This window comes from Thioclava sp. NG1 (assembly GCF_003122275.1).
GTDB lineage: Bacteria > Pseudomonadota > Alphaproteobacteria > Rhodobacterales > Rhodobacteraceae > Thioclava > Thioclava nitratireducens.
On sequence record NZ_QFBB01000015.1, the window covers coordinates 18,530 to 31,234 of the forward strand.

The 12,705-nt window shown below is 59.4% G+C and carries 10 protein-coding genes and 2 pseudogenes; 9 read left to right on the forward strand and 3 right to left on the reverse strand.

Translation table 11 applies throughout. The features are described 5' to 3' along the window. Nucleotides 1–2 precede the first annotated feature (2 nt). Together DEM26_RS19350 and DEM26_RS19355 are read left to right on the forward strand one after the other, a co-directional pair. Nucleotides 3–1,133: an ATP-binding protein gene (locus tag DEM26_RS19350; RefSeq protein ID WP_088724965.1), complete on the forward strand. Its 1,131-nt coding sequence runs from the start codon at nt 3–5 to the stop codon at nt 1,131–1,133. An 87-nt stretch (nt 1,134–1,220) separates the two neighbouring features. Then, a pseudogene (locus tag DEM26_RS19355) lies at nt 1,221–1,504 on the forward strand (transposase); the annotation flags it as partial. Nucleotides 1,505–1,914: 410 nt separating this feature from the next. Here the strand turns inward: DEM26_RS19355 and DEM26_RS19360 are convergent. Next, entirely contained in the window at nt 1,915–3,465 is a 1,551-nt protein-coding gene (locus DEM26_RS19360; RefSeq protein ID WP_146194497.1) for a DUF5677 domain-containing protein, read from the reverse strand. A gap of 352 nt (nt 3,466–3,817) precedes the next feature. On the opposite strand from DEM26_RS19360, the gene DEM26_RS19365 reads away from it, so the two are divergent. Next, nucleotides 3,818–4,102, forward strand: a complete 285-nt coding sequence (locus DEM26_RS19365; RefSeq protein ID WP_088726300.1) for a hypothetical protein — start codon at nt 3,818–3,820, stop codon at nt 4,100–4,102. Between the two features lie 376 nt (nt 4,103–4,478). On the opposite strand, the gene DEM26_RS19370 is transcribed toward DEM26_RS19365, so the two are convergent. After that, nucleotides 4,479–5,234, reverse strand: a complete 756-nt coding sequence (locus tag DEM26_RS19370) for a sulfite exporter TauE/SafE family protein (protein WP_109173204.1) — start codon at nt 5,232–5,234, stop codon at nt 4,479–4,481. Nucleotides 5,235–5,310: 76 nt separating this feature from the next. Between DEM26_RS19370 and DEM26_RS19375 the strand changes: the two genes are divergently transcribed. The 3 genes and pseudogenes from DEM26_RS19375 (at nt 5,311) to DEM26_RS19385 (ending at nt 9,035) form a co-directional block, all read left to right on the forward strand. After that, nucleotides 5,311–6,006 carry a FadR/GntR family transcriptional regulator gene (locus DEM26_RS19375; protein WP_088726302.1) on the forward strand — a complete coding sequence of 232 codons (696 nt, stop codon included), beginning with the start codon at nt 5,311–5,313 and terminating at the stop codon, nt 6,004–6,006. Between the two features lie 445 nt (nt 6,007–6,451). After that, nucleotides 6,452–7,840 (forward strand): annotated as a pseudogene (locus DEM26_RS19380) (IS1182 family transposase). 160 nt (nt 7,841–8,000) lie between these two features. Continuing rightward, nucleotides 8,001–9,035, forward strand: a complete 1,035-nt coding sequence (locus DEM26_RS19385; RefSeq protein WP_109173205.1) for an IS110 family transposase — start codon at nt 8,001–8,003, stop codon at nt 9,033–9,035. A 370-nt stretch (nt 9,036–9,405) separates the two neighbouring features. On the opposite strand, the gene DEM26_RS19390 is transcribed toward DEM26_RS19385, so the two are convergent. Continuing rightward, nucleotides 9,406–9,819 carry an RrF2 family transcriptional regulator gene (locus tag DEM26_RS19390; protein WP_109173206.1) on the reverse strand — a complete coding sequence of 138 codons (414 nt, stop codon included), beginning with the start codon at nt 9,817–9,819 and terminating at the stop codon, nt 9,406–9,408. A 157-nt stretch (nt 9,820–9,976) separates the two neighbouring features. Between DEM26_RS19390 and ubiT the strand changes: the two genes are divergently transcribed. Genes ubiT through ubiV form a run of 3 tightly spaced genes read left to right on the forward strand, consistent with a single transcriptional unit; the run spans nt 9,977 to nt 12,416 of the window. Beyond that, the gene (gene ubiT / locus DEM26_RS19395) at nt 9,977–10,504 is read left to right on the forward strand and encodes a ubiquinone anaerobic biosynthesis accessory factor UbiT (RefSeq protein ID WP_109173207.1); all 528 of its coding nucleotides are present in this window, start codon (nt 9,977–9,979) and stop codon (nt 10,502–10,504) included. After that, nucleotides 10,501–11,499 carry a ubiquinone anaerobic biosynthesis protein UbiU gene (ubiU, locus tag DEM26_RS19400; protein ID WP_088726307.1) on the forward strand — a complete coding sequence of 333 codons (999 nt, stop codon included), beginning with the start codon at nt 10,501–10,503 and terminating at the stop codon, nt 11,497–11,499. Before ubiT ends, ubiU begins: the two co-directional genes overlap by 4 nt. Nucleotides 11,500–11,504: 5 nt before the next feature. Continuing rightward, nucleotides 11,505–12,416 (forward strand): ubiquinone anaerobic biosynthesis protein UbiV, encoded by a 912-nt coding sequence (gene ubiV / locus DEM26_RS19405; RefSeq protein WP_233243231.1) that lies wholly within the window; start codon nt 11,505–11,507, stop codon nt 12,414–12,416. Nucleotides 12,417–12,705 lie beyond the last annotated feature (289 nt).

A 12,705-nucleotide genomic window follows, 5' to 3' on the forward strand; every position in this document is an offset into this window, starting at 1 on the left:
CCATGGCAAAGCTCACCACCGTGACCCTTGAGAAGAGCGCCGACGTGGCCCGGCTGCGCGATGTCGCCATGACGCTCACCAACGTCCTGCAATTCGGCGCGTTCGAGCGCACACGGGCCGTCACCGCCGTCGTCGAACTCGGTCGCAATGCAATCGAACATGGGCAGAAGGGACGCGCGACCTTCTCGCTCACCGAGGTGGAAGGCAAACCGGCACTCGGGCTTCTCGTGACCGACCAGGGGCGCGGCATCCCGAAGGAGAAACTTCAGCCGGATGGGGCGCCTTCCTCCTCGACGGGGATGGGGCTGGGGCTTCGCGGTGTGCAGCGCATCGCAACGCGTTTCGATGTCGAGACCGGTCACGAAGGAACTCGGATCGAGGCGGTTTTCCGCTCGTCGGCAAATCTGTCGGCGGATGCCCGGCTCATCGATCAGGCGACAGAAGCGCTAAACGATCTCAGCATGAAGGACCCGACAGCGGCCCTCAGCGAACAGAACCGCGAACTCTCGGAGGGGATCACCGAACGCGACCTGCTGATGCAGGAGCTACACCACCGGACCGGCAATAACCTCGCGCTCATCGCCGCGCTCATTCGTATGAGCAAGTCGCGGGCCCAACAACCGGAGACCCAGCAGGTTCTGACCGAACTCGAAGTCCGTGTCGGGGCGCTCTCCAAGGCCCACGAATTGATGCAGCGCGGGAAGGAGACCGGAAAGGTGGATCTCGCGCAGATGGCTGCCGAAGTCGCGAGAACTTCGGAGCGTGCGTTCAGCGGCGAAAGCCTCGACGCCAATATCGAGGTGACCTGCGCAGAGCTGATGCTCGACAGCAAGCTCGCCATCGACATTGGGCTCATCATCGGAGAGCTCATCACCAATGCGTTCAAATATGCCTTTACCGGCAGGGAGAGCGGAACCATTCGCGTCGACGTCTCCGGCGACCTGCAAAGCGGGATCGCCTTGGTCGTCTCTGACAACGGCATCGGCTTGCCGTCGGATGCCGAGCGTCCGGAACGGTCGAATTCTCTCGGCTGGCGCCTGATCCGGACCCTGACGTTCCAGCATGATGCGACGCTGACCGTGGACGGCTCCGACGGGCTGCGCGTCTGTATCAAGTTTCCGGCACAAAGCTAAATTTCGGCTCTGATCGTCTTCAGGAATACGCCTGCTTCCCGATGATCAGGATCGTGCGACGATTTCAAGCAAGATGCCGTCGCGCAGATCACGGAGAGGGTCTACCCGGTCAGAGAGGTGGCCGAGCGCTTGGGTGTGAGCCAATGCTCCCTCTGCTCCTGGAAGAAGAAGTTCTCGAAAGCGTCGGCTAGCGACGCGGAGACGGATGCCGAGATCTGTCGGCTGAAGAAGGAACTGGCACGGGTCTCGGAGGAGCGCGACATCTTAAAAATGGTCCCCGCTTATTTCGCCTGGAATGCAAAGTGAGATACGCGTTCGCGGCCGAGCATCGCGGGCAGTTCGTCGTCAGAGCCATGTGCCGCGGCCTTCGTCGGTCCGTGCCGCGTTTGTGCCTTGGGGAAGCCGGAAAAAAGAAAGCCCAGAGCGAACTCTGGGCTTTTCTCTTTGAAATCAGTCTCTTGCGAGAGATTTGGCTCCGGCGGTAGGGAACGGAGCTATCTTGGCTTCAGTCTTAAGCTGTTGAAGTCGTTAAGGCTTTTCTGCGTAGTTCCGTGGTTGTTGCCACAGTCGGATGTCCCGAGGATAGGTGTTCGAATTCGACGCGGCAAGGCATTTTCGGTAGTCCGCTCACGCTAACAAGCCGATAAATCGCTCGGCTTAACAGAAGGATTGGCCTAACCGTGTTCACTAAGTGTTCTTAGCTCATCTTGAGGCTCGAAATTACACTAGGGGCGGTAAGCGGTCATTCGCTGCGTCTTGGGCGAATGACCGCGCTACGCAGTTAGGATGAACTCTCATCCTGGCTCTCGCTGGCAGGTCCCGCCAACGCATCATGGATTACGCCATACGACCTAACAGGCAAATCTGGCTTGCCGACAAACTCATCGAAAGAGCTAAGCGTCTTGGATAAGTATTTCCCTGCCATTCGGCACCAATGTGTGTCTGGCTGAAACGAAGGAATGACTGGAAGTAAATGGAAATTGTGCGCAGGGTTCTGGCAGAATTCGACATTTATTCTACCCACATGAGACCAGTATGAGTGGACTGCCGCACTGAAGGGCTGGAAAACATAATTGTAAAAATCTAAACAACCTGCTTCTTGTGCCATCACTCGGGTATTTTTTCCAGACCAGCTTCCAAGATTAACCTCAGTAAGGAATTCGAACTGCTGGGACTCAAGCCAATTTTCAAGATGTTCAATGTATGCTTTCTGTTGATCTGCGCCCTTTATGCCACCTTTTTCGATTTCTTCTTTGCGATGCGCTATCTCCAGCTTGATAGACCCGAGCCCGTCCTGAACATATAAAGGCACCCGTTCCCCAGGGTTCTGTATTAGCCAGACGAACGTGATATGCACATCCGCCATTGCCCTTAGCATTATCGGCGCAGCGTTCGGATTCCAGGTTCCAGGGTTAGAGACTATCTCAATGGCAAGTGTAGCTTGTCTTGCCAAAAGGGCGAGAATGACTTGTCTTTCTTGAGGCTTGCCAAGATCAATCTCCCAAGCGCTTTCACGAGCTTTGAAGTCATGGTGTGCGAAGTGCGTAAACGCAGTGATGAAGCCCTCGATTCCCTCTGTGACATCAGGGAGCTCGGGGATGTCTTGATAGTCGCCAGAACACCCACCTATCGCCGATAGGCCGTCCCAAAAAGCGTCGACCCAGTTGGGCATATCGGCCGCCTCTTCTTTTGCAAGTAGAAGCATAGGGGCCATGGCGCGAAAGAATGATCCCGCTTTTTTTGACGCTTCGGTTGCTGGATAGTCTTTAATATCAGTGAAAACGGTCGCGTTGTTTTCGAAAACCTCTTCAGCTACCCTAATCTTATCTTGGTCGAAGCCGAGATATACAGCAGTCGAGATCGCCAGTGTCGCCGCGCGGCTGTGACGGTTATACATTTCCTCAAGGGTGGGGCTCAGATGATCTATAGCTGTCCGCAGCTCATCATCGGATTGAAGCTTAGTGAAGGAAAAAGGGTTTTCGGGCCAGATAACGGACAGGCTGCCCAAAACAGCTCGGAAGTCTGACAATACATCTTCGTCAATGATGCCCAAGAGATTTCGCTGCTCATCTTTGGATAACTCTGAAAACGATGTCACGGTGGCAAAGAGTGGCTTAGGGTCTTTCTTGCTGACCTGTGCGGCAGCGTTTCCTAACTGTCTTGCGACCTCGATGCCCCTCGCCGGGCCGAGCTCATTATTAAGTAAGGTAATCCAGAATAATTCAGGGACGATTTCAAGTGACCATGAGAACGGCGAGTAGTTATCGCCCATCGCCGCGCGCACTGGTGGAATGAGCCGCCGTTTCTTTCTGATGTGATCTTCCAGAACCATTTTGGAAACCTAATTGTTATAAGTTACTTTTGTGTCGCCCCTCATATGTCGCTAGGTCCGGCCAAAAAAGTGTTGCACGCTTATCAAGCCAAAGCCATGTGTTCTGATTCTCATTCTGCCAGAATTTCAAGATATTACGAACAACGTATACGAGAGGCGGCTTTGGGCTGACAGGGGGCATTTTGACGCGAACACTGAACGTGCGCTCCGCCACACCGCAGAGATCTGGCCGCTAGGTCATGTCATGCTGCATGTAGCTACTAATGTCTGGTTCGGCGACGCTCCACGCGGCGAGGGCCACCCAACGAACGGCGGGTCAGGGCCGTCACTGCGCCGGAGCAGGAAGGACGGAATGCGGTCGTTTGCTGCGCTTTACATCAATGTCTGCTACGCGAAGCAACTTCTTCATATCGACCGCATTCGTGACTCGATCTTTTCTGGCTTCGCGCGCGCTCCTAACGACGAAACGGGCTATCGAGGCGAAGATGCGCAGAGGCGGCGCACCAGTCAACTGAACGACGATATGAGGGCGCATGGCAGTGGTCATGCAACGAGGGCGCCGCCAGCATCTCTAAACGCAGTCCGGCAGCCTGCTTTCGAACGCGCGCTGCGCTGTTTCGGCGCCGTGCAAAAGTAAAGGCCATTGAGGCTGCGACACACCCAACGGCCTTTTCAACCCAACTCTCGATGAAAGGTCATGTGATCATATTTAGAACAAAAACAGTCGGGAATCAATACGCCTCTGCGCTTACCAGTGCGCGGGGGCCCGCTAGCCTATCATACTTAGGACCTTTCGATGAGATTATTGAGCTCCTCATCGGCGTCTTTGCTAAGTGGGCTGTCGTTGACCACCATCGTTAGGTTGCCATCGCGTATCTACTTGAGGACATTGGCGACAACGGGCGATACCTCTTTGCCGGTCAGAGCCACAGCCGGGCCAAGTGACTTCAGAATGAGCAACGCGACGCCTCAACATCAGCTATTGCCGAAAGTTTCACCGGTTTGACAAATGATCAACCTGCTGGGCGCATAAAGAAGGCAACGGTCATGATCAAGCCGATTGCGATAATGAACAGGCGCAGCACGGCCGTGTTCCTAACCCGCCGCGCCAGAACCGCGCCGATGTATCCGCCCATGGCGCAGGACAGGCCGACGATCAGCAAGTTGCCCCAGTCGATCAGTCCCGCAATGGCATATGTCGCGACCGAGACCACCGACAGGATCGCGGACATCAAGTTCTTCAACCCGTTCATCCGGTGCAGGTCGGTCATGCCGATGACGCCGAAAGCCGCGAGCAGCATGATGCCGAGGCCACCGTTGAAATAGCCGCCATAGACCGAGACCACGAACACAAGAGCAAGTGCGGTGGGGCTGGGCGTTTCGCGCCCGGACTTCGCGAGATACCGAACGAAGGACGGGCCGGTGGCAAAGGCCAAGGTCGCCATCAATAAGAGCCAGGGCACCACGCCCGAGAACAGCTCTTCAGGCGTGACCAGCAGCAGACTAGCGCCAGCGAGCCCCCCGACGATCGCGGTGCCAAACAGATGGGCGAGAGGAGGCTTCCCGCCGCGCTCGATATCCGTGCGATAGGCCCAAGCGCTGCCCACATAGCCCGGAAGGGCGGCAAAGGTCGCGGTCGCATTCGCCATGATAGGCGGAACACCGGCCCAGACGAGTGCCGGAAACGTCAGAAAGGTGCCACCACCCGCGATTGCATTGAGCGCACCGGCGCCCAAGCCGGCCAGCACGAGTATTATACCTGTCAGCATGTTCGTTCTCCTTCAAACCGCGCCGCTGTTGCATGATGCCGGATTGGTCTGCAAATTGGTCTGTATGGGGGTGCAAATGACCACGAAGCGAACTCGAAAGATTGTGGAAGCGCTGCGCGACTATTGCGCGGCGGCCGCCATCGCGCCGGGCGGACAGCTGCCGCCGGAGCGGGATCTGGCGCGTCGGTTGGGGTGCAGCCGTGAGACGCTGCGCAATGCCTTGGCCGAGCTGGAGCTCGCTGGCGATCTCTGGCGGCATGTCGGGCAAGGCACGTTCCTTGGCCCCCGCCCGCCGGGCCACCCTGTGCGCGAGACCATTCTAGTGCAAGGCGCTTCACCGCTTCAGCTGATGCAGGCGCGCCTGACCCTCGAGCCCTCCGTCGCCGCCGAGGCCGCTGCGCTCGCGACCCCTGTCGAGATCGCCTATCTTTCCGATCTGGTCAACCGGGGCCGCCGTGCCGCAACCCGGACCGACTGCGAACGGCTCGACGCCGCCTTTCACCGTGGTATCGCAGAGGTAACAGGAAATCCCATACTGCTTGGCCTTCTCGACTATCTCGCGGGCGCGCGCCGCCATGCGGCCTGGCAGCGCGAATGGGAAGTCACTTACCGAAAACTCGGTGTCGCCGAATTCACCGAATGTCACAGCCTACAGCATGAGGAAGTGGTCGCGTGCATTCAACGGGGCGCGACTGACGCCGCCGCGGATGCCATGCGCGGGCACCTGCAGACGATCTTCACGGCCATGCGCGGGTCCGGTCTGCCGCCCTGACAGCGGTGCCGATCCGCCTGAGCCCTGTGCCTTCAGAACGCTGCCACCAACCAATCTCGAAACACCCACAGGCGGGAGAGAGCTGCCGGTTGCCAGGATAAAGGACGGAGACCGGCGAGAGTGACGGCGGAAACTCGGTCAGAACCTCGACGAACTCGCGGGCGGGGAGAGCCGCCTCGGCATGGTAACGCGGCATCTGGACAAGACCAAAGCCAAGACGCGGCGGCTTTGTCCGCAATGTCGACCTCTGCCGGAACCGGTTTGCTGCGCAAGGGACGGCGGACCGGTTCGGTGACGCTGCGCCGCAGCGGTGCGCCTTGGGATCAAGGGCCGCAATGGGCCGAGATCGACGTCACAGTCAAAGGGCGTATTCCGTTGAAAAACTCGCGCTTGATTGCTGGGCGTGGCGCTGATTCAATTCCGACATCAGGTGGGAGGATTGGCGATGATGGGACCGAAGCAGGAAGCTCAGCCAGCGCTGTTCTACGAGTTTTCGCTGGAGGATCATGTTCCGCAAGATCACCTACTTCGATCCATCGACCGGTTCGTCGACCTAAGCGGCATCCGTGCTCATCTTGCGGATTTCTACAGCCACACGGGCCGTCCGTCTGTCGACCCCGAACTGCTGATCCGCATGCTCCTGGTCGGCTATTGCTCCGGCATCCGGTCCGAGCGGCGCCTCTGCGAAGAGGTGCATCTGAACTTGGCGTATCGCTGGTTCTGCCGGCTCGACCTTGCTGACCGGGTGCCGGATCACTCCACCTTTTCGAAGAACCGCCATGGCCGGTTTCGTGACAGCGAGCTGCTACGCCACCTGTTCGAGATGACGGTCGCACGCTGCATTGAGGAAGGCCTGGTGAGCGGGCAGCGCATGGCGGTCGATGCCAGCCTGATCGAGGCGGATGCGAACAAACAGAACTCGACGCCGAAGGAAGAGTGGGACGCCTCGCAAATCGATCCGACGGATGCGCCCCGCGCCGTTCGAGAGTATCTTGAGACGCTGGACAAGGCCGCCTTCGGTGCCGCCAGCGAGGTCCAGCCCAAGTTCACCTCGCATTCCGACCCGGCCAGCCAGTGGACGGCAGCGCGCAAGGGTCCGGCATTCTTTAGCTATTCAGACAACTACCTGATCGACACGGATCACGGCGTCATTGTGGATGTCGAGGCGACGCGGTCGATCCGGCAGGCGGAGGTCGGCTCGACACGCACCATGCTGGACCGGGTTAAGGCCAAGTTCGATTTGCATCCCGAACGCCTGATCGCGGATACCGCCTATGGCACCGGGCCGATGCTGGGTTGGCTGGTCGAGCGCAAGATCGCGCCGCACATCCCCGTCTTGGACAAGTCGGGCCGTAACGATGGCACCTGGACTCGGGCCGACTTCGAGTGGGACGCCGAAAACAATCAATACATCTGCCCATAGGGCCAGACGCTGAAGCAGTTCCGCCGGAACTATTCCGACCCGAACAGAGGACCGACCGGCAAGGGCGTCGCCAAATACCGCGGCTTGAAGCACAGCTGTCAGGCCTGCCCTTCGAAGCAGCACTGCTGCCCGAACATGGACTTCCGGTCCATCACCCGCGAGGAACACGAAGACGCCCGCCAGGTCGCCAGGGACATCGCAAAGACCAGGCAATACGAGGTCTCGATGAAGCTCCGGAAGAAGGTCGAGATGCTCTTCGCGCACCTCAAACGCATCCTTGGCCTCGGACGCCTCCGACTACGTGGCCCGTGCGGCGCAAATGACGAATTTCTCCTCGCCGCAACCGCCCAGAACCTCAGGAAGCTGGCAAATATCCTTCCCGCACCGCAGCAGCCGCGAAAAGCCTTATAGGAAAGGCAGTCGCACATCACGAAAGCTTCCAATTTCTGCAATCGCGAACGGGTGCTTTTCCACAGAATCGGCGGGAAGCATGCGTAATTGGGCTGACCCTGCTCTAAGGTCGAGCTCCCGATAATATCTCAGCATTGCTGTGAGAATAGGGAGACAGAAAATGGAATACTTCGTTGGTTTGGATGTGTCGCTTCGGTCTTGCGCGCTTTGCATTGTGGACGGTCGTGGCAAGGTTTGCATGGAGCGAGAGCTCCCGTGTGAGGTCGACGAAATCGCCAACTTCCTGAATGCGTTCGGCGCCCCAATCGTGCGGATCGGCTTTGAGGCTGGCGCGCTGAGCCAGCACCTTTTCTTCGGCCTGCAAAACATGGGTTTCGAGATCGTGTGCATGGAAGCTCGCCAGGTCAGTGCCGTACTTTCAGCGATGCGGAACAAGACAGACAAGACGGACGCCAAGGGCATTGCCCAGATTTTGCGGACGGGTTGGTTCAGCCCGGTGCATATGAAGAGCCGGGAGGCGCACGGGCTACGGGCGCTGCTGAGCACCAGAAAGGCCTTGCTGAAGAAAACAATGGACTTGGCAAACGAAGTGCGTGGATTGCTGAAGATATTCGGTGTTCGCCTTCCCCGGACCGTCAAGCACGGTAGCTTCGACGGTCTCGTGAGGCCCATGATCGAGATGGATGAAGTTCTCGCGCACGCGGTCATTCCGTTGCTCGATGCACGTGCCGTCCTGTTCCAGCATTATCTTGAACTGGATCGACGGGTGAAGCGTGCGGCGTCGCAAGACGAGGTCTGCATGCGGATGATGACGGTGCCTGGTGTAGGCCCGATCGCTGCTCTGACTTTCAAAGCAGCGGTCGATGATCCCAATCGGTTCAAACGGTCTCGCACAGTAGCCGCGCACTTTGGTCTCACGCCGAGGCGATACCAGTCCGGCGAACACGACAACCCAGGTCGCATCTCCAAAGCCGGTGATCAGAATGTCCGAGCGACGCTCTACGCTGCCGCAAATGCGTTGCTTATGCGAACGATGGCCGGATCGCAGATCAAGTCTTGGGGCATGCGCCTCATGCGCACCAAAGGCCGCCGCCGTGCCGTCGTCGCGGTGGCTCGCAAACTGGCCGTCCTTTTACATCGGATGTGGATCGACGGCACAGAGTTCCGTCAGGAAAAAGTGGGAGGCCAGGCATGACCCAATAGCCCACCACCTAACCTGAACGGGATCGTCCATCCGGACGAGGTGTGTGGATGAAGCCGAAAATGTCTGCTGCGCAACTTGAAGCGCGCCGGAAAGCGGGGCTCTCCACTACCAATCCGACACATGCATGCAGCGGCGCCCTTCGAACGCCACACCAGACTGCGAAGAGAAGCGTGACCCGGATACGCGATCCCTCATAAGAAGGAAAACGAGCTTGACCCAGACACCCAATTAGAGAAGCGGTCGTTCGCTGCGTCCACCGCCAAAGACCGATAAACAGATAAAGTCGGCTTCTCAGAGTGTGGCGCCCGATGCAGATGCGCCACGCCGAAGCATTTGAGACACAGGCCGTGTGTCGGATGGGTCAGGCAGTTTCAGGGCGGTAGATGCATTCGGCCAGAGTGGTGCGGTTGAGGTCGGCGATGAACGCCGCGTTGGCAGTGGCCAATCTAGTCTTGAGCCGGCATTGTGGGGGCAGGGGACAAGTGTTCCCCTCGGGCGCAAAGCACTCGACGATCGCTTGATCGCCTTCGAGTGCGGCGACCACGTCACCCAGCTTGATAGTTTCGGGCGGCCGGGCCAGGATCGCGCCCCCGCCTCCGCCACGTTGCGTTTCCAGCCAACCGTTCGCCGCAAGGGTCGAAATCACCTTGGCCAAATGATTGCGGGAGACCCGGAACTCTTCAGCCAGCTCGCCCGTGGTGAAGGGCTGTTCGGGGGTTCCTGCCATGCGCATCAGAACGCGCAGGCCATAATCGGTGAAGGAAGTGAGGCGAATTGTCGCAATCCTTAATTGGTATTTGAAGCGCGCATTGAGCGGATGATATGCGCATCAAAAATACCAATTCATTCCAATCCGCGCAAGATGCGGGGGAGTTGAGAGGGGCGCCGATGCACGACAATCCAGACGCAGAGTTCGAAGTCGAGGACCGCGCGTGAGTGTCAGTGACGAAACATCCCCGTCGCAGTGGCCCGGCAAACGTGTGGTCGCGCAGCTTTCCTGCCTTGTCGTACAGCCATTCCTGACGCGGATCGTCCGCGGGATCGCGGAACGGCATCCTTCGCTCTTTGCCCGCCTTGGCCCGCATCAGGGCACCGATTTCCTGATCGACCCGCGGGAGCTGCCCTTTGCCCTGCATCTGCGCCCCGACCCGCAGGCACCTCTCCTTCGGGCGGTGCCGCGCGATGGCCTGCAGCACGCAGGGGCCACGATCCGCGGTCGGTTCATGCTGCTGCTGGAACTGATCGATGCTGAACATGACGGCGACGCGGCCTTCTTCTCGCGCGATCTCGAGGTAAGCGGCGATACAGAGGCGGTTGTGCGACTGCGCAATGCGCTCGACGATATGGACGGCTCGCTCGCCGAAGAAACGGCGGCGATGTTCAGCCGCCCGGGCCGCGCGGTCCTCACCCGGCTTCGGCGAGCGTATCACGGAGAAATCGAGACAAGAGAGAACCAATGAGCCTTGCCGAATTGATCTGCCCCGCAGGGACACCTGCCGCCCTGCGGACCGCCGTGGATGCCGGAGCGGACGCTGTCTATTGCGGCTTTCAGGACGCCACCAACGCGCGCAATTTTCCCGGGCTGAACTTCACGCCTGACGAATTGGCCGCATCGGTGGCCTATGCCCACGAGCGCGGCACGAAGGTTCTGTTGGCGCTCAACACCTATCCGCCTGCGGGCAAGGTGGATCTCTGGCGGCAGGCCGCCGAAACCGGCGCCCGGCTTGGCGTCGACGCCTTCATCGTCGCGGATATGGGTGTGGCCGATTACATCGCGCGCACCTATCCGGAAATCCGACTTCATTTGTCGGTTCAAGCCGCAGCCTCCAGCCCCGAGGCGATCCGCTATTATTGCGAGAATTTCGGCGTCAAGCGTGTGGTTCTGCCGCGCATTCTCACGATCCCGGAGATCCGGCAGATCCGCAAGGAAATCCCCTGCGAAATCGAGACTTTCATCTTCGGCAATCATGGTTTGATGGTCGAGGGGCGGTGCACTCTCACCAATTATCTCACGGGCCAATCGACCAACATGGACGGGGTCTGTTCGCCCGCGTCGGATGTCGATTACGTGCGTGAGCCGGACGGGTCCATGTCCTCGCGGCTTGCGGGGTTCACCATCGACCGCTTCGGTCCGGATGAAAAAGCGGGTTACCCCACCATCTGCAAGGGCCGCTACACCGCACCTCATCGGCCTGAAGGCTACTATGCATTCGAGGAGCCCGTGAGCCTGAACCTCTCGCGCCTGCTGCCCGAGTTGATCGACGCAGGTGTCCACGCATTCAAGATCGAGGGTCGCCAGAGGTCGAAGAGCTACGTGCGGGGGGTCGTGAGCGCTTTCCGCGCCGCGGTGGACGACATCCGCGCCGGACGCGAGGCCAACATGGCTGATCTTGTCGCCCTGACGGAAGGGCAGAAACAGACACAAGGTGCTTTCCAGACCAAGAAATGGCGGTGAACCATATGACGAAACTGACCCTCGGCCCCATCGCCTATCACTGGCCTGCAGATAAACGCCGCGACTTCTATGCGCGCATTGCTGATGACGCGGCGGTCGATGAAGTTTACCTGGGCGAAGTGATTTGCTCCAAGCGCGCGCCCTTCCACGAGGCCGACTTGCCCGCCATCATCGATCGGCTGGAGCGGGCGGGCAAACGGGTGATCCTGTCCACGCTGGCGGAGGTCATGCTCAAGCGCGAGCGCAAGGCGACGGGCGATCTCGCCGAGATGGACACGCCCGAAATCGAGATCAACAATGCCGCAGGGCTCTTTGCGCGGGGCATGCGCCCGCATCGTATCGGGCCATTCATGAATGCCTATAATGAGGCTACGATCGCGTGGATGGCCAGGCAGGGCGCGACCCATGTCTGCCTTCCGTCAGAGATGCCGGCTTCGGCTATCGCCGTCGCGGCGGGCGCCGCGCGCAAGCTCGGGCTCGGTGTCGAGGTACAGGTGTTCGGTCGTGCCTCACTCGCCGTCTCGGCGCGCTGCTACCACGCTCGCGCCCACGGCCGGACCAAGGACAACTGCCAGTTTATCTGCGAGGCGGACCTTGATGGAATGCCCCTGCGCACCCGCGACGACAAGCCTATCTTGCGGGTGAATGGCATCCAGACCCTTTCGGAAAGCTATATCGACCTCCTGCCAGAAAGTGCGCGGCTCGTGGCCGACGGGGTCAGTCATCTGCGGTTGATGCCACAGACGGTAGACATGGTCGCCGTGGCCAAAGTATTTCGCGACGCTCTCGACGCGCGAGTGCCCCTTGCGGAAGCCGAGGCGCGCCTTGCCACCCTGTGCGGGGAGGTCGGACTAAGTAACGGCTTCTATCACGGCGAAGCTGGGTATCGTCGGATCGCCATGGCAGCGACGGCCTGATGCCCGCACCTCTCGTCGCGAAATTCGCGCAACGGGGGTTGTCCATTCGGACCGGCTCACATCAGGTTGTTTGAGGAGCAGAGCGCATCAGGCGAGCGTTGCATATGCAGGTTCGATGGTCGTTACCGAACAGACCAGCAGGCTCCCTATAGCCCCAGTGGCGCGAGATAGAGCACCAGCAACAGGAGGCACACGCCTGTCAGCGCCACATCGAAGCCGCGCTGCCATGCGGGCGCCTGCACCAATCCCAGATATTTTCCGAGGATGATCCGCGCCTTTTGCCAGGCAA